This is a genomic window from Arthrobacter sp. MA-N2 (genome assembly GCF_000517125.1).
In the GTDB taxonomy this organism is placed as follows: Bacteria; Actinomycetota; Actinomycetes; order Actinomycetales; family Micrococcaceae; genus Arthrobacter; species Arthrobacter methylotrophus.
The window spans coordinates 146,703-170,321 of sequence record NZ_KI912157.1 but is presented as its reverse complement, the minus strand read 5'-3'; the positions used below and the strand labels follow the sequence as shown (position 1 = coordinate 170,321).

Here is a 23,619-nt window from a genome sequence, read left to right as displayed (position 1 = left end):
ATCTTCCAAGAGTGCTCCCTGCCGAGCACTAAAACGATGCTGCGCAACCTCACCATGTCGCCTTCTGGCACAGATGTATCATACTGAATCTTGGTATTCATACAGCCGGAAGGTCCCCAGTCCCGTGGAGTACATGCCTCCTGCCGGCGCCAACGCAGGCGCTCCGGATGCGTTACTGCATGACCGGATCAGAAGCTACAGTGTTCCCCCTGGGCTGAGCCCCGAGGAAAAATTCGAGCACTGGCGGACCTGGTACGGCAGCGCCATCGACACTCCAGTGCGGTTGGAAAAAACCGAAAAACTAGTCCGTCCGAGTTTCAATCCAACCGCTTTAAGCCTGGATGGTCCTGGGTTCAGCCTTGTTGATGTCACGAATGAACCCGTGACTTGCTACTGGAATGGGGATGCTTTTTCCGGGGACTGGCTGGTGTATTTCCGAAGTTCGTGTCCTGAGTTCAGCTTCTCGGGTCGCCCAGAGGAAGTTTCTCGTGGCGCGGTCAGGTTTCTTGATCTTTCTTCCCCCGGCAGTTTCCATGCGCCGGCCGGCTTGAGTGCGGTGCGGCTCCAACTCGATCGGTGCCTGCTGGGCCTCGATGACAAGTCAGTGAAACGGTTGCAGGGGTTGGCCGATATCAGAGAGAACCCTTTGGTGCGAGGGTTGATTCTTCCAGCGTTGTCCGGCTGGCAGCGGACGGGTATGGACGGGGAGGTGCCGCGTCTCCAGCCGGTCCTCCGGTCCATGATGACGGCCCTGGTCAACTCTCTGCTCGAAACCCCGGCCGAGGACGGGGACCTAAGACTGGCCCGCATCGCAGCGATCAAGAAGTTCATACGCAGGAATTACAGGAACCGGGCCCTTGATGTGGACGAGGTTGTGGCTTACTCGTTCCTTTCCCGCCGTGCCCTTTACGACCTCTTCGAAGACGAAGAGGTCCAGGTGAGCGGATACATCCGCGCGCTGAGGACTTTGGAGGCCCTTGAGCTCCTCACCGAAGCAAACTCCTGGAAGCGATCCCTGACAGACATTGCGGAGGCCAGCGGATTCACGAGCCTGCAAGCCATGCGGCGTGCCGTCAGGGAGGCAACGGGTTCCTCTCTTCGAGATGTGAAGGAGAACCCTGAAGTACTGCAAATTCGAGCCGCTGAACTAAGAAGACTGACCGGGACGGGTAGGGAAGGCCCGCCGTTGTAACTCCGCGCGAGTGCAGCGTTTCCTAGCCACTGGGAGCGACGGCGAGGGCGGAGAGACGTGCAGATCCGCGTGCGTCTCCGCAGTGCATCAGTTGCACAGTTGGATGAAGTGTGCGTCTATTTCGCGGGAAGTGAATGAGCTGTTAACGCCGACCGAAAATAGGGCCATTCGTGCCAATTGAAAACGGGGCCACGGGGTTGTGGTTCTATTGTGCCGTACTGGCTGCGGGCTGGTGTTTTTTGAGCCGGTAGCTGTTGCCTTTGAGGCTGATTACCTCGGCGTGGTGGACGATCCGGTCGATCATGGCCGAGGCGATGGTCAGGTCCCCGAAGACGTCGCCCCAGCGGGCGAATGGGAGGTTGGACGTCAGGATCATGGAGGCGTGTTCGTAGCGGCTGGAGACGAGCTGGAAGAACAAGTTCGCGGCGTCCTGATCGAACGGGATGTAGCCTACTTCTTGTCTTAAGAGTCCGTGGCTGAAGCAGCCCCCGCGAGGGAGGCGAGGGCATGGTCAAGATCTGCCACTGGATGCTTTGCGTGCTCGCTAAGCCAGGTCAAGATGGGCACAGAGGTAGAAGTTTAAGATCCATGTCCCTAATGTCCAAATCGAGAGCTTCGCAGCGTCGCGGGCGACTCCCGTCGAGGGGTCCCGCATGAGTCCACCGTGGGCGTAGGCGGTGATCCGCGGCGTCGTACCCAGCTCCATTAAGCTGGATCCCCATTCCAGACCAGCGCGCTCGCGTCGTATCTGTCCCGTTCACGAGCTTCTTCAAGAATCGTTCGGTGGCCGCTTGTCCGCGGGGTCCCTGCTTTAGCGCCTTGCAGGATGTTTCGGTCGCGTCCCGCCAGAGAAGAGTCATTTAGCCGACCACAACGGAAGAACACGCACCGCGGCGGGCAAAGTGAAATGTCTGCGCACTCGTTGGAACGGTCCTCGCACCATCATGCGCTTCCAAGGCTTGGACCCAGTGCATCACCACGTTCACGCTGTGGGTTAAGCCCGAATCCAGAGCCTGGGACATGAGCCTCTATCCAACCGCAAGCCTTGCTTTCAGCGCCCCTCCGACGGAGTCGCAGGGTGGCTATGGGCATCCGGATGCAAAGGCGGAAATGCCTTTGACGATCGAAATTCCTCGAGAATCTTTTCCGGGTATCTCCACGCCTAGGGACATGACCGTCGCCCTGTGCCAGCCCGGGGGTGAAATGTTCCCGTGTGGCGTTGCAGAAACGAATGTGTTTGGGCTGTCGACGTCTGCCCTGGGAGCCCGAACCGCTGGATGAGCTGCTCCCACATCCGTCCTACTGAGTAGTGAATAGAGAGGAGCGCAAAGAAAATGGATGGGCATTATGCGGTCAAGGAAAAAGGCTTCATCGGCGGTGAGTCGCGGAAACCTCATAGAACGGAAACCGCTGCGAGGGTCCTCTAGAAATCTGCTGTGCCGCTCGTGTTGATGCTTGAATTTGTCGAGGCCAGGGAGTCCAACGGGGGGAATCTTGTTCGGCGCGTCGGGCGCGGGGGATGAACGAGGCCGGCTCCCGATCATTGATCGCTGAGGAATAACGTAGCCCCCTTCCACGGGGAAGTAGAAAAAACAACGTCATCTCGCGAGCTGTTCGCTTTCGACCATGGATGAAACCCTAGCGCGCCGGCGGACGGACCATCCAACGCCGGACCGGGCAGGAGAACGCCCTGTGGCCGCGGTGGGTGGGGGCCGCACGGGACTCGTTATCGTCGGCCTCGATTCGAGAGGCGTGGGCCTACGTCGTTCGTCGCGAGTTCTTTTGGGCTTCGGTGGGTGCCAACTGCGGGAGCCGGTTCGATCTCGAGCTCCGCTTGGCTCCGGGCGGCGCCGATCCTGTTTGCGCTGCTCCCAGGAGGGGTTCTCCTGTTTCGCGTGCGTTTGGCCAGGCGCGGTGGTGGAAGCGCGATCATTCGGGCGAAAAAACGGGTGCCGGCCGGACTTTCTCGTTGGTTGCGCCGTGGTGGCATCCGCGAGGCAGACGAGACCGCGGCTCGCGCCAGTGCGTCGCCTGGTCGGTTGTAGCCGCGCAAGACGGTGTGTGGCCCAATGCTCCACGGAGCGCTGCCCTTGCCGAGACTCGGATACCAGCTTGGCGCTGAATGCTCTCCGATTCTCCGGCGGGTTGGGTGCCCGGAGCGCCGGCGTCAGTCTGTATGACCTGTCGCTGTGTAGAGTCCCGCGCGCATGCGCTGGCCCGGGTGAGACTTCGAGCGATGGTGTCGGGGTAGGTCTTGGCGTAGATCATCTACTGTCGATGCCCGGCCACTGCCAGGAGCAGCCGCGATGACGTGCAACCGGGGTGTTGTGTTATTCAGGTGTTTCGCGTGGCGAAAGCGCCGCCCTGCAGTCGTGTGCGAGACAGCCGCCAGCGGTGCCCCGTCCGCGGTGCCGGCGCCGCCAGCTTCCTACTGAGAGAGTGCTTGGAAGCCGTTGGCGCACTGCCTGATCGAGATCGCACAATCGCGCTTGGATGGCCATAAGACACCCCTGCAGCAGAAGACATGTGGAGCGGGTGGGCAGGTGGAACTTTGGCCGCTCCTCGTCACGCGCGGGGTCGCCATGGCGGCACATGCATCGGAGCGAGTAGAAACCCTTTTGACGTGGGGACGAGTGATATTTCGGGGATCCACGCGCCCCGAGGCCGTCCGCCGATCGGGAGATGACCCCGTCTGCCCGGTCGTACGCGACGACGCGCTTGACTGTGTGGAGCAAGATAGTAAGGACCCGGCCGTCGGGGAGAAGATGGCGTTTGAGCACGTCGGAGCGTCGTTAGCCGGACACACGCCTTCGACCCTCAGACGCGCTGGTCCACGGAGCAAGTTCGAGCAATGCCACAATCCCAGAACCGGTCGCGTCACTCGGCCCTTAGGGCTTTCCGGTCGCCCGGACCGGCGGCCTCGAGCCTGCTGTGCGGCTTCGTGCCAGCGGGCGCAAAGCGAAAGCGGCGGAATGTCGGGATCTCGCGCGGCTTCAGGTCCATACTACCTTTGCTGGTCAAGTTCGTGCCCGTGGGTTCGGAGCCCGTGCAGCGGCGAACCCACCATCACTGAAGAATCGTGCGTCGTCAGCGGGGACCACACTGTAGGCAACGGGCCAGCGAGCTCGGAGCCTGGGTCGCGGTGCCCCACGTGCACAAGTCGGTGAAGAACGACCGGACATCCACAAGCCAGTCCGTAGGTGGTTGTCCGGTTCGGCCAGTGCCCTTCGTTGCCGTGCTCCGCTGGACGGTTCGGGCGGTAGGCCAGCGCCCAAGGGCACGAATCCGCGGTTGCGTGCCGCGGAAAGGACGTTCCGGCACTCGGTGACCTCGGGATTGTTCTTCCCTCGCACAGGTCATTTCCCAGAAGCTAGGCCAGGGAGGCGGATCGTTCGTCGCCGGAGCGTGCTGGCGCTTGATGCGCGCTGTGTGAGTACCGCATTCATGTAAAGCGCGGACGGTGACCGCCTGGAAACTGGCTCCCGGAACCACCCGCTTGAACCAGTCCCCGGGGAGATCGATCGGGGACGGTCGCCGCCTTATGGCCGCGTGTGCTGCCGGTCGTCGCGGCCCGCGACCGGTCCGGAAGGACGCCAAGCAGGCACAACGCGGGCGCATCCAGAATGTCGGTGCCGTTTGCGCACCTTTGCTGCGGTATCCGGCAGGTTCATCGGTCGGTCAGCTCGGACAGGCTGGCGTCGTAGTCGCAGCGCGACCATCGTTAGCCGCGCAGGGCAGTGCGGGACCGCCCCTTGACCGCCCCGCCGCTTCGCGCGCGACGCGCCCCATGAGAAGATCTGCCCGCCCAGGCAGCAAATCAGCCGCTCCCCTCGCCCCTGCCGCCGGCGGCAGGCGCCACGGGGCGCGGATCCGCCGGCGCCCCAGGCCACGGAACCGGCGCCACGCGCCAACTCGCGCGACTCTCACCGGCGGCTGCCATGGCCCAAGCTCGGGCCGCACGAAATCGTCCCATAAACCAGCGCCCCCCACGTTTCGGGCGAGTGTCGGATGAGGATCGGGTTCGATGACTCTCCCACCACAGTGCTTGCAGGCGTCGCACACAGCCCAGCAGGCGGAGACTTCAGGGAGCCCGTTCAGTTCCGCGCTGGCGGGCCTCACCGCCGACGCCGCGGATCCCACTCCCCACCGATTCGGATGGCCAGAAACCACCGGACCATTCACCACTTTGGGGAATACGAACGGCTCATGCCTGCCTGAGCTCCCGGGCCGGGCGGCATCCCGGGTCCCCCGAAAGCCGCCTCCATCACCGCTGCCCCGGGCAAAAAGAGTCCAGGGCCGCGGACTGGTCCTGCGGCGAAATAGGCGACAACGCATACCGCCCCCCCGCCGTGCACGACGTCGAGGTGGAAGCCCCTGCGCTGCCGGGCGCTGCTCTCAAGCTCGACAAGCGCCCTCTCCAAACATTGCCCGTTCGGTCGCGACATGTGGCGATAAACTCATTACGGACGGTGGTGGGGAGATTACTTACGCGATGCCCCCCAAGGCATCCTCCCCTGGGCACCACGTGGGGGCCCCGCGGACGAGTCGACCCAGCTTCTGCCGCAACAAGTATTGACACGGGAGGCCATCGGTGCGGAGATTCGCGTGCACCTCCGATCTCGCGTGCAGTGGCGCCCGGAAGACGGCAGCCCCTCAAAGACGCCCGGCCCGGGTAGGAATAGGGGGCCGGGCGGCCCGCCTGACCGCGGCGGCCTAAACCCACAAATGCCCCGCTCGCGTTGAGGTCTTTGCGCCCCGCTCATCGGTGGAAGTATTTCATCCCAAGCAGCGCCAAACCCCAGGGTCATCGGTCGTCACGGGCACCCCGGGTGCTCGTCCCCGGTGCAACCCTTTGAGCAGGAGGACTGTGATCCGTGGGCGGGCGACCCGCCGGGGTCGCAAAATCCGCCAAAATCCGCATTCCAAGAAGAACCACCGTGTCGGCCCGTGACTTTCCCGCTTCCAGTCGCCGATCGCCGCTGGCCCGTCGGCGGAGCAGGAGCGTTCACGTTTGCCCGATAACCGGCGGGGCGCAGGGGCCCTCGCCCACGGCGATCCTTTCGGCGACCCCGCCGGGTCAGAGGTCCCTTCGGAAAGCACGCAGAGGACTCCCGGCGAACGGATTTTCCAACCGAGAGCACCGCGGCCATGGGGGGCCAGCCTCCCGCCCCCCGCATTTCCGTGGAAAACGAGCCCCCGGGCCTCACCCGGTCGGACTGGTTCTCCTCGTTCGCCCCAGCGGCCCCGCTTCCGTTTCTTGTCGATCCCGCTGGATCCCAGGAATCCATAGAAACGCCGCAAGGGCGGCGAGGGCCCGGTGGTTTCACGGACGGTCCGGGCGGCGCCCTCGGGCTGAGCTGACGCGGTCAAAGCGCCAGCTGCGAAGAACGCACCGATATAGTCGCCCGATCAGCGGCTTGGTCCACCTTCATCCGGGCGACTTCCGGACTCAGCCAATCGTCGGAAGTGTTTCCCGCCACCCCAAGAGGACCGTACGACCTGAAACCGTGCTAGCTGCTGCGGCCCATGACAACCAGCCACTCCACGAACTGCTCAACATCATCCACGCACGGCCTCCGATCGTTGATACCGGAAAGCCCATCAGCCACAGACTCTTAAGACAAGACCTCGTCGACCACCAGGAGGCTGTAGCGGCGGAGTTTGACCAGTTCCTGGGCGAGTTTCCCGCGGGAATGGGCCTCCTGCAGCCGAGCGACCCAGCCGGTCGCGGAATCGAAGAGGACCCGGTGCCCAGCCCTGGCTGCCTTGATGCCGATGCCGACCGCGAGATGGGTTTTGCCGGTTCCGGGCGGCCCGAGGAGGACCACGTTTTTGGCCTCGGAGAGGAACACCCCGGTGCCCAGGTGCGCGATGAGGTTCCGGTCCGCGGAGGGCTGGTGGTCGAAGTTGAACTCCTCCAGATCCTTGTGGGCCGGGAACCTCGCGGCCTTGATCCGGGTCGCCGCGCCGGAGGCTTCGCGTTCGGAGACTTCACGGGAGAGGACCGCGGCCAAGTATTCCTCATGAGACCAGCCGGCGTCCCGGGCCTGATCCCCGAGCCGGCGGAACCCGTCGCTGATCCGTGGTGCGCGCAGGGCCCGGGCGTAGTACTCGATCTGTGACGGTGTCCCTGTCATGAGGCCACCTCCAGAAGGGCAGGCTGGAGGCCGAGGTCGATGCCGAAGATCTCGTCATAGGCGGCCAGATCCCGAACCTCCACCGCTTCTTCGGGTTCGGGGCGGTGCACCCGCTGGGTCCTGAAGTCCCGTCGCATCACCGCCGCGCGGGCCACGTGGGCCGGATCGGTCAGGACCAGGTGCCGGGCCCATGCCCGGACATGGGTGGCGATGATGACACCCTCATGGGTGACCCAGACGGTGTCCAGGTCAGCGACCACATCCACGATCCGCCCAATGAATGAAGGGTCCACGGAATAGTCGTTGGAGAACACCCGCACGTAGTAATCCCGCGGCAACCGCACCGCGTTGCGGAACACCGCTTCCGGCGTCACCGGCGGCAGCTCCCGCATCCTCTCCCGGTCCAGGACGATCAGCTCGTCCGGGCGGCCGTGGCGGGACCGCGAATACCGGTGATTCGCCTTCGGCAGCCAGTCCTCCAGCTGGCCGTTGAAATCCGAGGGTGAGCGGAAATCCCGGCCCGGCATGAAGCGTTGCCGGAAGAACCTGTTCATCCGCTCGACCATGCCCTTGGACTCCGGATCCCGCGGCGGCAGCAGCTTGATCTCCAGTCCCAGGGACCCGGCGAACGCGGCCACCGGCTCCGTGGGCCGGCGCCTGCCGATGCCGGACTCGTTGTCCCACAACAGCCGCGACGGAACCGCCTGCGCGTCCTGCAGCAGAGTCCACATCCCGCCCAACAGGTCTGGCGTCGTCCGCGACGGCAGCATCCGCGCCTGGATGAATCCCGAGAACGGCGAGGTCATCACCAGCACCGGCGGCGTATCGGTCTGACCCTCACCGACGGGCAGCGGCTCGTGCGGGAACCAGAGATCGCACTGGACCTGGAACCCCGGTTCATGGACCAAACGGTCAGCCGGGTCAGGCGGCGCGTATTCAGGCCGGATCGCGGCCACCTTCGCCCGGAACAACGACGCGGAACCGGACCAGCCCACCCGCTCCGCCAGCGTCGCGGCCGGCATCGTCGGCGTCTTCACCAACAGCTCCCGCACCCCGGAAGCAAACGCATCAAAACTCGAGACTCCCGCCGCCCGCTGATACTTCGGCGCCCGGTCCGACTCCAGCGCCCGGTCCACCGTTCCGCGGGAAACCCCACGATCCTGCCGATCTCCCGCTTCGAGTGCTTGCCCGTCGAAAACAGGTGGCGTATCTCCGCCCAATCATCCAAATTGATCACCTTCCATAGTGGTCGGTGGCCCTATTTTCAGTTGGCGTTCCTGGCCCTATTTTCGGCTGGCGTTAACATGAGCCCGCCACTCGGACCAAATGTCAGAAAAGGGTTGCCCACCCAAGTCGAACCAACGTGACTTCGTAGAGAACTGATCTACGGATGGGGCGAAGCCGACGACGATGCCCAATGGCAGACAGCCATTGTGGGATGGCCGTGTGCGCCGCAAGGTCCAGCTATTCGCAAAGTCTAAGGCCCTGACTGCGGACCGTGTTCCGAGCCGTGCGGGGGCGTCTGGATTGGCGCTGATGATCCGTCGGGTGGCGCACTGAACTCGGTCGGGGTGGGTCTCTCTTTGGGGCGGCTGCGGGAATCTGCTCGGGCCAGCGTTGGCTGGACGGTCATCTGTGCACGAAATGCAACACCCGTCGTCAAAGACTGCACGAACTGAAACACATCGCGACCCCGCCGGCCATAGGCTTCTTACGAAATCGATCTTCAGAGCCACCGGAGTTAGAGAAATCGTCCGCGCAATGATCACGACCACCGAGACCGGGACGTATTTATCACGTCGCGGCGGACAAGCCGCACCTGATCGAAGAGGGCCTGAATGCGGCTGTCGATCAAGTTCGACAGCGAGCCATTAAATGAGGGCCGGCTCAGCCCCCTGGTAACGCGCATCGCGTAACGCGCCAGGGTGTTTTACCGCAGCCGTGTGCGTCGGGGGTCCCATCGGGGATTACTAGGGAAAACGTGCCAGATTACGGATCTCCGCCGGTGACAGCCAGCCAAAATGTGTCAGCCGGTTGGCATTTTAGCCAAGGGGTTGACGGAAATGCGGGGCTGACTTAGTGTTGTTGATCACGGTGGATGGACCGCCGGAATCAAGCCTCGAAGGACTGAGGTCCGGCCTGCTTGCGTCGACGCGGCAGGGGGACACCCGCCAAAGGAGTCCGACGGACGGCGAATCTTCGCACGTTTTTGGGCTGCTTAGGTGTTGCTTTAGAGGTCGATGAAGATCGGAGAAAGCTTGTGAAGCAGGGATTGGTCTGCAGGAACTACGAACTCGATTGGATGGCATGCGACGGAGGTGCGGAACTGGGACGCATCGACGCCGATTATCTGATCATGACGGCGAAGGGCGACCTTGAGCACTTGCGAAAGTTGGTGCCGGCCCCCTTGGAAGCCACGGACGAAGTCGTCATTTACATGGGCTGGTTCAAGGAGACCGAAAAAGACGGTGAAAAAACCTGGGCTTACCCCTTCCATGAATGGGGCGTCGGCATCAAGTGCCGGCTGAAGGACGAGCCCGGTTCCGAGGGCCTCTTCCTCGTCCAGCTCTACGTCGATGATGACCTGGTCCTCGTTCACGGCCGGGAAGTCTGGGGTTACCCGAAGAAAATCGGCCAGATGGAAATCACTCCTGCGACCTCCGAGGACTCGGACCACTATGACTTCTCGGTGAGCCGACGGGGCGCGCATCTGGTTTCTGGCCGCGTTGAAAATCTGCAGGCGATTCCAAAGGAAGAATTCCCGTTCTTCGGCACGCAGTTCCCCATCTGCTATCGCCAGACCCCGGCGAACACCACCTCTGGGCTTGAGAAGAAGGAGCTCGTGTACGTCCAGGTGGACTACGAAGCCAACGACACCATGAAGGGGACCGGGAGCATCGCAATCCAGGACGGCCCGTTCGACCAGATCCCGATCGGTCCCCTGACGGACATCACCTCGTACTTCGGTCGGTGCACCTTCAACCACAACGGGATTGCCCACCGAGTTGTGGAAGCCGCTGAAATTGCCCGGCCGGTCGACCTGTCCAAGGCGGGTAAGACTCCAGCAGCTGTCTAAGGAGTCGTTCTTGCCGCTCCCTCTGCGGTCCCGATCCGGCCCGCAGAGGGAGCGGCAACCCTAATCGCTTCGCCGGCCCTGACCGGTGAATCAGCTGCGCTGATGCAGCCGAATAGACCCCAGTACAGATCAGAAATTGAGGATAACGTGAAACTTCTAGGCAAGACATGCATCGTCACCGGAGCCGCCTCCGGTATAGGCCGTGCCTCGGCCATTGCCCTCGCCGCCGAGGGCGCGAGCGTGGCAGTCAGTGACGTCGACGGTGCAGGCGGCCAGGAGACAGCGGGGATGATCACCGAGCAGGGCGGTGACGCCATCTTCATCAAATGTGACGTCGCCATCGAGGAGCAGGCCCGCCACCTCGTGCACGAGACTGTTGAACATTTCGGCAAGCTGAACGTGCTCTTCAACAATGCCGGCATCAACCCGATGGAGGGAAATGTCGTCGACATGCCCCTTAAGGAGTGGCGCAGGGTCTTCGCAGTTAACGTGGACGGCATCTTCTACTGCTCACGCTACGCCATCCCGGAAATGCGTCGGGCAGGGGGCGGACGGATCATCAATACCGCCTCTCCAAGTTCATTCATTGGTTGGCAGGATAACGCGGGCTATATTGCGTCCAAGGGCGCCGTGATGTCGCTGACAAGGGCCATGGCCATGGACCATGCGAAAGACAACATCACGGTCAACGCTCTGGTACCGGGCCTGATTATGACCGGAATCGGCCGGGACTTCCTGGCAGCACAAGCTGACCCCAAGGCTGCAGCCGAAGGCAACCCCCTGGGCCGGGCAGGAGAGCCGAAGGAAGTGGCCCCATTGGTTGTCTACCTGGCTCAGGACGAAAGTGGCTTCTCCACCGGAGCGCCGTTCTTCATCGATGGCGGACAAATTGCCAGTTGAGCAGCCAAGGATCACAGGAAAGGGGAGTTGGGCATGGTAGCAAGATCAGCCTACCCAGTTCTGCAGGATCTCATCGCGCCGGACGCGGAGGTTGAACGGATTGCAACCGGGTTCACCTTCACCGAAGGACCTATCTGGATGCAAGACAATTCACTGCATTTCAGTGACATGCCCCAAGACAAGCGCCGGCGCTGGCATGAGGATGAAGGGCTCAGCATCGTTCGGGCCCAGAGCAACAAATGCAACGGCATGACCCGCGATGCCGACGGCCATCTGATCGTATGTGAGCACAGCACCAGCTCCGTTGTTCGCGAGGCAGAAGGCGAACGACACGTACTGGCATCAGAGTGGAAGGGAAAGGAACTGAATAGCCCGAACGACGTCGTCGTCGCCAGTGACGGTTCCGTGTTCTTCACCGACCCGACATATGGGCGGATGCCGGTATTCGGAGTGGAGCGGGAAGTGGAGCTTGACTTCCGTGGTGTCTATCGCCTCCCGCCTACGGGTGGCCTGGAGCTACTCCTGGACGATTTTGCTCAGCCTAACGGCCTGTGCTTCTCACCGGATGAATCACTCCTGTACGTGAACGACACCGAGCGGGCGCATGTGCGGGTTTTTGATGTCACCTCCGACGGCCGGCTTCAGAACGGCCGTGTCTTTGCCGCCCAGATCAGTGAAGATCCGGGGGCGGGGGATGGATTTGTTGACGGCATGAAGGTCGACGAACAAGGCAATCTCTACGTGACCGCACCCGGAGGTATATGGGTCTACGCCCCGGACGGTTCAAAACTAGGGTCGATCAACGTCCCGGAGAAGGTCGCCAACATGAACTGGGGCGGACCCGACTGGAAGACGCTGTACATCACGGCCTCCACCTCCATATATCGGCTGCGGATGCGAGTCGGCGGCAACCTCCTGGGCTACATGCGCCGACAGCTCCCCTCGACGTAGAGGGCCAACAGCTAGCTGGCGCGCGCCGGCCTCTCACCAACAAACTCATCTGACGGAACGCTGATGAGTTACTTTCCCAACGGATTTTGAAGGGTGATTTATCATGCAACGACGCAATCTGGTTATCACAGTCGTGTCAATTATCAGCTGTATTGCATTGTCGGCGTGTGGCGGTCAGGCTGCTCCTGCGGGCGCCAAATCTCCGACCATTGCTTTCGCCCAACGCAATTTTGCAAGCGACTGGTGGACCGCCCAGACGGACGGCGTCCGGGCGGCAGCGAAGGACAGCGGAGTCAGCCTGCTTGAGTCCGATGGGCGCGGAGACCCGGTGGTGCAGAACTCTCTCGTCAAGAACTTCATCACCAAAGGAGCAAACGCGGTCATCCTTAACCCCGCTGACCCCCGCGGTGTAACACCTGCATTGAAGGCGCTTAAAGAAGCCAACATCCCGCTCATAGCAGTGAATTCGAACCTGGACCCCTCGCTTGCCGAGTACGCCTACTGCTACGTAGCAGAGGACCAGGTGGCTACTGCGGCCGGCGTAGGAAAAGAGCTCGCCAACGTTCTAAAGAGCAGATCCGGCCTGGAGACGCCCGTGAAGGCGGTCATGGTGGGCGGCTTTCCGGGCGAAGTCGTGACAGATCTCCGGACAAAAGGATTTCTGCAGGGCTACCAGTCCGCACCAGACGCACCGAAGCTAAAGATGCTCCCCACTATCTACGGTCAATGGGTCGCTGACACGGCCCTGTCTGCGTTGCGCGAGGTTGCGACTGGCAACCCCGATCTAAAGCTGATCTTCGTAGCAAGCGACTCCATGCTCCCAGCTGTTCAGTCAGCACTGACGGGCCTGGGAATGTGGGACAAAGTTGTCATCGGGACCTACGACGGTGCCATGTCAACGGTGAAGTACATGATTGATCACCCGAGTGGTCCGATCTTTGCCGACGGGGCAAACAGCCCGGACGTCCAGGGGAAAGTAGCCCTCGACATGGCTCTCGCAGCGGTTGGGGGAAAGCCCCAGAGCGAGGCATGCCCCGGCGGAGTCAAGTATATCTCCACCCCTTTGTACACCCCCAAGAATGCTGCCCAACAGTTCAAGCCTGAGCAGAAGTTCTAGCAGGGCATGCAAAGGCCAAGCGTTGGGAGGAGGACGCCATGAACCTGAATAATGAGCCGCGGATCAATGCCGGGACCCGGCATCCCGGTGGGTCGGACACATCACCACGGACATCGGCAGCGCTGAGCCTCCGCGGAATTTCGAAGAGCTATCCCGGTGTCCAAGCGCTGGAGGGTGTCGACCTTGATGTCTGGCCGGGGGAATGCCACGCATTACTGGGCCAGAACGGAGCGGGCAAGTCAACGCTTGTAAAGGTGATGTCAGGGGTGGAGGTTCCCACCGAGGGAGAAATCATTCTCGAGGGCAGCCCGCGGCGCTTTGGCAATCCCGGTGACGCGCAGGCGAACGGTATCTACACGATTCATCAGGAGTTGAGTCTTGCTCCCGGACTGTCCGTGGCGGAAAACATTTATCTCTCCGACCTTCCCACGACACGCGCTGGGCTTGTCGACTGGAACCGACTTCACCGTAGAGCCACAGAAGACCTCCTGAACCTGGGCTTCGACATTCCTGCTGACACGCCGGTTGGCACCTTGTCCATGGCTGAACAACAAGCCGTCGAGATCGCCAAGGCCGTTCACCGAAAAGCCAGGGTGATCCTTCTGGATGAACCAACGGCCACGTTGCCGAAACCTGAAGTGGAAAAGCTCTTCGAGTTGGTGGAACGACTCAGGGGAGAGGGTGTGGCAATAGTGTTCATCTCCCACAGGCTCGATGAGGTCTACCGCCTATGCGACCGGATCACCGTAATGCGAGATGGTCGGAAAGTGCTGACCCGAACTTCCGCCGAGCTCCCAGAAGAAGAAGCGGTGCGGGCGATGGTGGGCGAAAATCTCATCGGGGAGCTCGTCGGTCAGCTCACCACTGGCGGCCGGCGGCGCATCAATCCTCGCACTGTAGACAGCGGCAAAGAAAAGCCCATGCTGGAAGTCCGAAACCTCAGCGATTCACATTTGCTGGACGAAGTCGCCTTGAGTGTAATGCCTGGGGAAGCGGTGGCCGTCACCGGTCTGGTCGGGAGCGGTCAGTCTGAACTGGCCGCGTGCCTGTTCGGCAGCCGGCCACATCTCACAGGTGAGTTCCTCATGCGCGGGCGCCAGGTCTCCATCCGGACGCCGCGCGACGCGATCAAAGCCGGACTTGGGTGGATTCCGGAGGACCGCAAGAGCCAGGGCCTGGTTCTTGACATGTCGGTCCAAGCAAACATATCCATGCCCAGTCTCCACACGATCAGGCGGTTTGGCTTTCGAAGGGGCTCGAAGGAGCGGCGGCTCGCAGACGGTATGATCCACAGCCTCGGAATTCGAGTCAGGGATGCCGACCAACACGTTGGCACTCTCAGTGGCGGCAACCAGCAGAAGGTCGTTTTCGCCAAGTGGATTGCTGCTGGAGCAGAACTGCTCATCGTCAGTGAGCCTACGCGCGGCGTTGATGTAGCAGCGAAAGAAACCATCTACAAGGCCATTGGGACCTACCTGGCGCAGGGAGGTTCCGTCCTCCTCATCACATCCGAGATCGAGGAAGCACTGATGAGCGATCGAATCTATGTCATGCAACGCGGCCGGCTTTCGACCTCGTTTGCTCACGACATGATCGACTCCGACGGCCTCCTATCCATGCTGCGCTAGCCCCCATCCACATGCTCTGAGAGGACACAGATCTACATGCAAGTTTCCACCGTAGACCGGGATGCAGGAAAAACGGGTTCACCCGACCGGAACCGAAAACAGACGCTACTTCAGCGATTCAGGCAGTACTTCCTTGGCGGCTATGCTTTCCTGCTGCTCGGAATCATCGTTGTCATCATCATTGGATCGGTCGCCTCACCGTTCTTTCTGACTCCCAGGAACCTTGAGAACATTGTCCTGACCGGCGCCATTGTCTCAATTCTTGCCGTAGGGCAGTTCATGGTGATTGTCACCGCCGGAATAGATCTTTCGGTCGGCGCTGTCGCTGCCCTGTCGACCGTATTTTCCGCCTGGGTCATGGCACAAGGCCAATCCATGCTTATCGCCATCGTCGGCGCTCTCGTATTATCTGCTGGTGTCGGCGTGCTCAACGGATTAGCTGTGGTGTTCGCTCGAATTACCCCATTCATCGCCACGTTGGGCACGATGAGCATCATTCAAGGAATCGCGTTTTTCGTCCAGGGCGGGTCGCTCATTGCGATAACCAACGAACAGTTCCTGGAACTGTTGGACGGCCGCATCCTGGGGATCCCGTCGCCGACCATCCTTTTCATTCTTGTCACCGCCATTGCGGCGATTGTCATGCGCTGGACCATTTTCGGCCGGCAGCAATATGCAATTGGGGGAAACCTGGAGGCAGCACGCCTGTCCGGCCTGCCCGTACGCCGCAATCTGATCGCCGCGTACGCCATTTCAGGCACCCTCGCGGGTTTGGCCGGTCTGCTGCTCGCCGCTCAGCTTTCAGGCGGCAGCTCCCTGGTCGGCCAAGGATACGAGCTCAACGCGATTGCCGCCGCAGTCGTCGGCGGCGCCGCACTGTTTGGAGGCAAGGGAAACCCGATCAGCGCCGTGCTGGGCGCTCTTCTCATCGGGACGATCTCAAACATAATGAACCTCCGCAACGTAGAAGCAGAGGGACAGCTCATCATCCAGGGGCTTCTTGTCCTACTAGCCGTATACCTGACGTCCGGCGGAGGTGCCACTGGTATGGGCCGCCGCCTGAAGGCGTTGTTCCTTTCCGGTCCCCTGAAAATCCGTCAGGGGACTGGAGCCGAAGCGGGCTCCGGACAAAACCCGTAGAAGTTCTCTATTAGTTCATGCACGGTTACAAGATTTTGATGGAGGCAAACCTAATGTCAACAAAAAAGGAATATGCGCGTAAGCCTGAAAGGGTGGATGTCTGCATAGTCGGCGCCGGGGCGACCGGTGGAACGGCAGCAAAGGTGCTGACCGAAGCGGGATTGTCGGTCGTGGGCCTGGAACGGGGCCCCTGGCTGACGCCTAAGGACTTCTCCTTCGACGAAATCAAATACCTGGGCCGCAACTATCTGCACCCGGACATGCGAATCAAACCTCGCACCAGACGGCCCGATGAGAACTCGAAGTCAGAAATCTTCCCGTTCTCACCTCTCCCACAGATGGTCGGAGGCGGGACAGTTCACTGGAACGCCTGGATGCCCCGGCCCCGGCCTTCCGACTTCCGACAGCTTTCCATTCATGGGAACATCGATGGCGCGAGCCTGGCGGACTGGCCGATTTCCTACGACGACATCGAACCGTACCTGACGAAAATTGAGTGGGAGTTCGGCTGCAGCGGCCTGGACCGGGAGAGCCCGTATGAAGTGCGGCGCAGCCGCCCCTACCCGACTCCTCCGCCCCCGGTTACAGCGTTCGGCCGAAAGTTCTATGAAGGCTGCGAGACGCTCGGAATCGATGCCTCGCCCGTTCCACAAGGACTGGTCACCAGGGAACACAACGGCCGTCCGGCGGCCGAATGCACCGGCTTTTGGAACCTCTATGGCGACCCCGGACTGAGCAAGTCCACAACCCTGACAAGTTTCATCCCGAGTGCCTTGGCCACAGGGCTGTACGAGCTGCGGGCAGACTCATACGTGACACGTGTGAACGTCGGCCCGGACGGACGCGCTAAGAGCGTTCTCTACATCGACTCAGACGGACGAGAGGTGGAACAAGAAGCAGACATCATCATCCTGTGCTCCACCGCCATCGAAACCGCACGGTTGCTGCTCCAGTCCAAGTCCAACCTCTTTCCGGACGGTCTGGCCAACAGCAGCGGACAAGTGGGTCGAAATGCCACCTTCCACGAATACTGCTACGCCACCGGTCTTTTCGATAATGACGTTCATGATCCCCTGTATGGCTGGACCGGCTACTACCTCAACGGCGGCTCATTCCAGTTCTATGAGACGGACGAGTCGCGAGGGCACATCAACGGTTCCTTCATCACGGCATCCGGCACGCTGCAGCCGATCAACTGGTCCATGCCGGACCGGCCCCTCTGGGGGCAAGCCATGAAGAACTCAGACCGTGACTACTTCAACTACGCCATGAAGATCGGCATGATCCTTCACGACCTGCCGCAGGAATCCAACCGGGTCGATCTGGACCCGGACGTTAAAGACGCGTGGGGCATGCCGGCGGCCCGGATCACATATAAGAATCATCCGAACGACGTTGCGATGGCGAACTGGCAGGTGGCACGTAACGCCGAAATCCTGGAGGCGGCCGGAGCTTCGCGTATTCACACCGTCGGCCTGGCAGACATGATCCCCGGAACCACTACCCATCAGCATGGTACTGCCCGCATGGGGTTCGACCCGGCGACATCCGTTCTGAATGAGTGGTGCCAGGCACACGACGTGGACAACCTCTTCATACTCGACGGAAGCTCCTTCCCGACCGCAACCGGAGTCAACCCGACACCGCTCATGATGGCGAACGCCTGGCGGTGCGCGGAAAAAATCGCTGCGACTCCTGGGATCGGCAAGCACTCGGCCGCCGACACAAGCAAGCGGCCAAAGGCCACGGCCCGGCCTTACGTTCCGAAGGACGGTGGACGGCTCGAAAGCGACGAAGTTCACCCGACGAGCAAAGCCGCATGGCGAACAACAATCCCTCCCATCGACCCGGACTCCACCGAACGGCTCTTCTTCGACGAACACGAATGGGCCACAGTGGAGGCAGCCACGGCACGAATCATGCCCACGGATCACCAACCCGGAGCAAAGGAAGCCGGCGTGACGCTGTTCATCGACCGCTACCTCTCCGGGATTGAGTACATCTATGCGTCAGCGGACGGCAGCGGCTTCCTTGAGCTGAGCGGGAAAGAGGCAGACGCTTGGCGTGGACGCATAGGCGAGTTGCAGGAGACGTACCGAGAAGGCATTAAAGAACTCGACCGGCTGAGCCGAGAAGCATACGCGGCCGACTTCAAAGCACTGACCGATGAACAGCAAGATAATGTTCTGGCCGCTTACTCCGGGGCGCCAAAACCCGAGACCATCGAACTGACCGAGAAGCTGGTTACCGTCCCCGCCAGCGCCGCCGCCTCCGACCGCGGCGCTTCCGACAACGGCGCAGACTTTTTCTCCGCGCTGTTGCTGCACACCAGGCAAGGGTTCTATGGAGACCCCGTCTACGGAGGAAACCGAAATCACGTCAGCTGGGATGTAGTCGGCTTCGATGGCCCCAAGAGCCTTGAAGACAGCGCGAACGGCAAATTCAACGTCGAGAAATACATGCTGGGAGAGATGGAATGGCCCTACAAGTGGTCCTCGGACAAAAAGTCTGAATGACCGGCCTATCCGGGGTTGGTGGTGCGGGCGCCAACCCCGGACGGTCCTTTCTGGCACGCGCGTCAACGCGGAAGCCTCCGCCAGCTTGGGGTCAAATGGAGCACCCCGCAGCGGAAACACCAAGAAGTGCGCGTCCGAACGCCACACCAGCCGGCAAATCGGGCTGCACAAAGAACGGTCGTCGGCCTGTGGTAGTGCGATGCGCAAAGCACGCGAAGACATAACGGCCCCATGTCACTCAGGAAATTTAGGGTCCCGTGGGATCTCCCATGCTGATGGGAGCAGAACCTCCTCCACGGACCGAGTTGGAAATATCCGGCAGTAGGCGCACAGCGCGCGTTTCGAGAAGGGAAGGTCAAAGTGGAAACAACTACACGAATCGTTATTACAGACTGTGATCACGATTCCATTGCCATAGAACGCGCAGTTGCCGACGAGCATCAGATACGCCTGATGATGGCACAGTGCCGCACCGAAGACGACGTCATTCTGGCAGCGACAGGAGCGGATGGGGTGCTCGTTCAATATGCACCGATCACCGCCAGGGTTCTCGATGCCTTGCCTGATATTAAGGCCATCGGCCGCTATGGCGTGGGGCTTGACACCGTAGACGTTGGTGCCGCCACGGCCAGGGGCATCGCAGTGTGCAACGTCCCCGATTATGGAACCGAGGACGTCAGCGACCACGCTATTGCTTTGGCGCTGTCCCTTGAGCGCGGCGTAGTTCAGTTGGATCGCCGGATACGAAGGGGAGAGTACGATCTCGCGGCTGTTCAACCACTCCACAGAGTAAACACCCGTGTGTTCGGAGTGGTTGGGCTGGGACTGATCGGCTCGGCCACAGCCCGCAAGGCCAAGGGACTCGGATACTCGGTAATTGGCCATGATCCGCTGCTCCAACCAGGAACAATCACCAACGATGGCGTAAGCGTCGTGGCTTTTGAAGAACTCCTCTCCCAGGCGGACGTCGTTTCTCTACACGTACCGCTGAAGCCTGAAACCCATCACCTCATCAACGCCCAGGCGCTTGCCCGGATGAAGGAGAGCGCTGTTCTGGTCAATACATGCCGGGGAGCCGTCGTAGATACTTCCGCCGTGGCAGATGCTCTCGTATCTGGCGGACTGCGGGGGGCAGGACTTGACGTGTTCGAGGAAGAACCACTGCCCGCTACCCATGCACTGATGTCCCTTGAAAATGCCGTGCTGACACCTCACGTGGCTTGGTATAGCGAAGAATCCTATGGCGAGCTAAAGCGGCGCGCCATGGAAAACATCGTTGACGTTTGTGCCGGCCGGACGCCCCGCAACATTATCAACCCGGAGATCCTCGTATGACACGACTGACGGAGACGATGAGGGCGGCCATATTGACTGCCCCTGACGTCATCGAAAACCAGCAAGTAGCGGTTCCCAACGTCCCGGAGGGGTGGGCACTTGTCCGGGTTGAATTCACAGGTCTTTGTGGAACGGACTTTTCCATCCTGCACGGAACTCACCCCCGCGCGGAATCACCCCTCATCATGGGCCACGAGATTACAGGTGTTGTAGAAGTCGCTGGCGCTCACGGGCCCCCAGCCGGCACCCGGGTCACCGTCGAACCCCTCATAAACTGCGGCACATGCCCGCCGTGCATCCAAGGCAACAGGCACGTTTGTCGTAATTTGAATCTCTACGGAATCGATGCACCCGGATCGCTGGCTGAATTCATAGCCTTACCAGCTTCCGTGCTCATTCCCGTGAAGGAAACCGTGCCGGCAAGGGAAGTGGCACTGGCCGAGCCGCTTGCCGTCGCTGTCCATGCCGTCTCCCGCTCAGGCATGACCGGGGGAGAAGACGTAGTCGTCTTCGGCGCCGGCCCCATCGGCATCCTGACCGCGCTGGTGGCCCGACACAGAGGCGCACGACAAATACTGATCGTAGAACCAAGCGACGAACGCCGCCTCGTCGCGCAGAACCTCGGCTTTGCCACTGTGCCCAAGGGAGGGGACCCCGTAGCGACAGTTCTCTCGATAACTGAAGGGAACGGGGCCGACATCGTCTTCGATTCCGCAGCCCACCCCTCAGTGGCGGCGATCCTGCCGCAAACCGTACGCGTGCTAGGCACCATTGTGCTCGTCGGTGTCTACAAGAAACCGACAGAGGTGGACCTCCAAGCCCTAACCTTCGCTGAGAATACGGTCATCGGTGTGCGCGTCTATACCCGTGATGATGTCGAGCGCGCCGTCGAATTGCTCGAAACCGACGCCCTGGGCCTGGGCAGACTACCTGTTGAAGTCTTTGCGTTGGAAGACGCTGCATCCGCCTTTGACAAGGCCATGTCAGCCAGCGGCAAGCTGAAGGTTCTTGTCACCCCGAACGAGGATCTAATGGGAGACCGACGATCATGACGCCACCCCCCTTCGACCTCACGGGAAAAACAGCCGTCGTGACGGGTTCCTCCCGCGGTCTCGGTGAAGCGATCGCGGCCGGGCTAATTCACGCTGGCGCCAGCGTGGCCGCCTTGCAGCGCGGTGCTCTGTCGCAGAAGCTGGTGGCACTCGCCGATAAATCACGCGCGCAGCTCACCCACATACCTGTGGACATGGCCAGTGAAGCCTCCATTGCCGAAGCGATCGAGCAAACCCTGGCAGTCCATGACGTGGACATCCTTGTTAACAACGCGGGCACCCAAATACGCCACGACGCCACGGACTTTCCTCTGAGTGACTTTGACGCGGTAATGAACATCAACACACGCGCAGTCTTCCAGCTCTGCCAAGGGTTCGCCCCCGGAATGCTCCAGCGCCGTTACGGCAAGATCATCAATCTCGCATCTCTGCTAACATTTCAGGGCGGTTTCAGAGTGCCGGCATACGCGGCATCAAAAGGCGCTGTTGGTCAGCTGACCAAAGCCCTTTGCAACGAATGGGCCCACCGTGGCATCAACGTTAACGCCATTGCGCCAGGCTACTTTTCGACCGAAATGAACGGTGCCTTGATCGCGGACGACGAACGTCGAGAGCAGATCTCTGACCGAATCCCTGCCGGAAGATGGGGAGCTCCTGAAGACATCGCCGGCAGCGTCGTGTTTCTGGCCTCGGACGCTGCGAACTATGTGCACGGCACCGTCCTGCCGGTCGATGGGGGGTGGCTGGCAAGATGATCATTGAGACCCGAACTCAACGACCGGCACCGTCCGGGCTGCTTCTCAAAACTCCTGTCATAGCAGTGCTGCGTGCCTCTCATGCGCGGGAGTATCTGCCCGTCATCGACGCGCTGGTCAGAGGTGGTATCAGCACGATTGAACTCACGCTCAGCACAGAAGGCGTCTTTGATGCATTGCCCCTTCTTGTCAGAGAGTTCGGCTCTGAAGCCGAAATTGGTGTAGGGACAATAACGTCGGGGAATCAGGCGAATCGGGCCCTCGCAGGAGGCGCAGCCTTCTTGGTCACCCCAACCATGAACATTGAAGTTTTGAAGTCCTGCGCGGCCCGCGGGATACCTGTTTATCCTGGGGGCCTGACCCCGACGGAATTGCTCGAAGGCTGGAACGCGGGCGCTACGGCAGTGAAAGTCTTTCCCGCTTCAACCGTTGGCCCGGGCTATCTCGCGCAGCTACGTGGCCCGTTTCCAGACATCCAAGTCATACCCAGCGGAGGAGTCGGAACTGCCGATGCCATTGCATGGATCGAGGCAGGCGCCATGGCCGTCAGCATCGGTAGCCCCTTGCTGCAGGATGTCTTTGACAGCGCTGACCTGGCCGGTCTCGCCAAGCGCGCAGACGATCTGACGGCTCGCGTAGCAGAATCCCTAGCAGCGAGGAACGGGAAGATGATGACAGGTGGCCAGCGATGACCACCGTCCGAGCGTCATCGTTCACCGGACCGGTTGAAGTCATAACGTTCGGGGAAACCATGGCCCTGATGAGGGCTGAGTCCCCAGGTCCGCTAGCACAGGCACGCTCACTTGGCCTGGGTATCGGCGGAGCGGAGAGCAACTTTGCGATTGCCCTGCGGCGGCTGGGAACTTCCGTGGCATGGGCGGGCCGGGTTGGAAACGACAGTTTGGGAGATCTGGTCGTGCGGGAGCTGATGGCCGAAGGCTTAGAAGTCATAGCTCTACGGGATTATGGGGCTCCAACCGGACTAATGATTAAGGAAAGGCGTACTCCTGACGCAGTGAAAGTCTGGTACTACCGTTCGGGCAGCGCCGGCTCCCGCCTGACCCGCGAGGACGTTCCTGTTGGGCTGATCGACACAGCCAGGCTGTTGCACATCACGGGTATCACCCCCGGCCTTTCTTCCTCCGCCTCAGATGCAGTGGACTATGCCATCGACAGGGCGCGCACCTCGGGCAAACTAGTTTCGTTCGACCTGAATTACCGGGCAGCGCTATGGGCGCCCGAGAAAGCAGGACCTCATTTCCGAAGGCTTACGGCCCAATCGGACATCGTCTTCGCAGGTGACGACGAGGCAGGAATCGCCGTTGGTCCCGGAACTTCTCTGGAGCTGGCCCATCGGCTCAGTGATCTTGGCCCGAGCCAGGCAATTATCAAAAGAGGTCCGGCCGGCTGCGTAGCGGTTGTAGACGGTGTCGAATACGAGGCCGACGCCTTGAAAATCCAACCGGTGGACACGGTGGGCGCAGGCGATGCTTTCGTAGCGGGCTACGTATCGGAACACCTGCGCGGCAGCTGTGTCGAGGAGCGTTTGTCCATGGCCGTACGCACCGGAGCGTTTGCCTGTCTCGTTCCCGGTGACTGGGAGGGAATGCCCCGTCGCGGAGAGTTGGCACTGCTAGAGGCAATCGAACCGGTGGCACGCTGACTTGGGCCACGCCACCGAACGAACCGGGCACGGCGATTCGAAAGCGGAGCTCCTACCTCCGTTGGAGATGACCATGGCGTGAGCGGGAGCTGAACGGGGACTTCGGAGGTCTCCGGTGCTCTGCTGTGCACTGCTCAAAGTTGAATAGATCTCAAGG

At 61.2% G+C, this 23,619-nt stretch carries 14 protein-coding genes and 2 pseudogenes; 13 read left to right on the top strand and 3 right to left on the bottom strand.

Going from position 1 to position 23,619, the window contains the following annotated elements; all coding sequences use genetic code 11:
• Window positions 1–709: 709 nt before the first annotated feature.
• Window positions 710–1,192, top strand: a complete 483-nt coding sequence (locus tag A3M3_RS29140) for a helix-turn-helix domain-containing protein (protein WP_231497407.1) — start codon at window positions 710–712, stop codon at window positions 1,190–1,192.
• A 205-nt stretch (window positions 1,193–1,397) separates the two neighbouring features.
• On the opposite strand, the pseudogene A3M3_RS0122395 reads toward A3M3_RS29140, so the two are convergent.
• The 3 genes and pseudogenes from A3M3_RS0122395 to A3M3_RS26560 all read right to left on the bottom strand — a co-directional run.
• Window positions 1,398–1,661, bottom strand: a pseudogene (locus A3M3_RS0122395) (ATP-binding protein); the annotation flags it as partial.
• A 5,155-nt stretch (window positions 1,662–6,816) separates the two neighbouring features.
• Window positions 6,817–7,329: pseudogene (locus A3M3_RS26565) on the bottom strand (ATP-binding protein); the annotation flags it as partial.
• The gene (locus A3M3_RS26560; protein WP_231497406.1) at window positions 7,326–8,465 is read right to left on the bottom strand and encodes a Mu transposase domain-containing protein; all 1,140 of its coding nucleotides are present in this window, start codon (window positions 8,463–8,465) and stop codon (window positions 7,326–7,328) included. The gene A3M3_RS26560 and the pseudogene A3M3_RS26565, both read right to left, overlap by 4 nt.
• A gap of 1,124 nt (window positions 8,466–9,589) precedes the next feature.
• Here A3M3_RS26560 and A3M3_RS0122370 point away from each other — a divergent pair.
• The 12 genes from A3M3_RS0122370 (at window position 9,590) to A3M3_RS0122315 (ending at window position 23,462) form a co-directional block, all read left to right on the top strand.
• The gene (locus A3M3_RS0122370; RefSeq protein WP_028268174.1) at window positions 9,590–10,405 is read left to right on the top strand and encodes an acetoacetate decarboxylase family protein; all 816 of its coding nucleotides are present in this window, start codon (window positions 9,590–9,592) and stop codon (window positions 10,403–10,405) included.
• A gap of 147 nt (window positions 10,406–10,552) precedes the next feature.
• On the top strand, window positions 10,553–11,305 hold the full coding sequence (locus tag A3M3_RS0122365) for an SDR family NAD(P)-dependent oxidoreductase (protein ID WP_028268173.1): 753 nt from the start codon (window positions 10,553–10,555) through the stop codon (window positions 11,303–11,305).
• Between the two features lie 33 nt (window positions 11,306–11,338).
• On the top strand, window positions 11,339–12,256 hold the full coding sequence (locus A3M3_RS26555) for an SMP-30/gluconolactonase/LRE family protein (RefSeq protein WP_081737017.1): 918 nt from the start codon (window positions 11,339–11,341) through the stop codon (window positions 12,254–12,256).
• 103 nt (window positions 12,257–12,359) lie between these two features.
• Window positions 12,360–13,373 (top strand): sugar ABC transporter substrate-binding protein, encoded by a 1,014-nt coding sequence (locus A3M3_RS26550; protein WP_051423498.1) that lies wholly within the window; start codon window positions 12,360–12,362, stop codon window positions 13,371–13,373.
• A 38-nt stretch (window positions 13,374–13,411) separates the two neighbouring features.
• A complete protein-coding gene (locus tag A3M3_RS0122350) occupies window positions 13,412–15,001 on the top strand; it encodes a sugar ABC transporter ATP-binding protein (RefSeq protein WP_081737016.1) in 1,590 nt (529 codons plus the stop codon).
• A 36-nt stretch (window positions 15,002–15,037) separates the two neighbouring features.
• Window positions 15,038–16,141, top strand: a complete 1,104-nt coding sequence (locus A3M3_RS26545; protein ID WP_081737015.1) for an ABC transporter permease — start codon at window positions 15,038–15,040, stop codon at window positions 16,139–16,141.
• Between the two features lie 53 nt (window positions 16,142–16,194).
• Window positions 16,195–18,657 carry a gluconate 2-dehydrogenase subunit 3 family protein gene (locus A3M3_RS26540; protein ID WP_231497405.1) on the top strand — a complete coding sequence of 821 codons (2,463 nt, stop codon included), beginning with the start codon at window positions 16,195–16,197 and terminating at the stop codon, window positions 18,655–18,657.
• A 360-nt stretch (window positions 18,658–19,017) separates the two neighbouring features.
• Window positions 19,018–19,992, top strand: coding sequence for a C-terminal binding protein (locus A3M3_RS0122335; RefSeq protein ID WP_028268171.1), 975 nt, complete (start codon window positions 19,018–19,020; stop codon window positions 19,990–19,992).
• Between the two features lie 32 nt (window positions 19,993–20,024).
• On the top strand, window positions 20,025–21,044 hold the full coding sequence (locus tag A3M3_RS26535; protein WP_231497404.1) for a zinc-dependent alcohol dehydrogenase: 1,020 nt from the start codon (window positions 20,025–20,027) through the stop codon (window positions 21,042–21,044).
• Entirely contained in the window at window positions 21,041–21,799 is a 759-nt protein-coding gene (locus A3M3_RS0122325; RefSeq protein ID WP_028268170.1) for an SDR family oxidoreductase, read from the top strand. The genes A3M3_RS26535 and A3M3_RS0122325 overlap by 4 nt, the downstream gene beginning before the upstream one ends.
• Window positions 21,796–22,491 (top strand): bifunctional 4-hydroxy-2-oxoglutarate aldolase/2-dehydro-3-deoxy-phosphogluconate aldolase, encoded by a 696-nt coding sequence (locus A3M3_RS0122320; RefSeq protein ID WP_035743715.1) that lies wholly within the window; start codon window positions 21,796–21,798, stop codon window positions 22,489–22,491. The genes A3M3_RS0122325 and A3M3_RS0122320 overlap by 4 nt, the downstream gene beginning before the upstream one ends.
• Entirely contained in the window at window positions 22,488–23,462 is a 975-nt protein-coding gene (locus tag A3M3_RS0122315) for a sugar kinase (protein WP_051423496.1), read from the top strand. Before A3M3_RS0122320 ends, A3M3_RS0122315 begins: the two co-directional genes overlap by 4 nt.
• The last annotated feature ends 157 nt before the right edge of the window (window positions 23,463–23,619 follow it).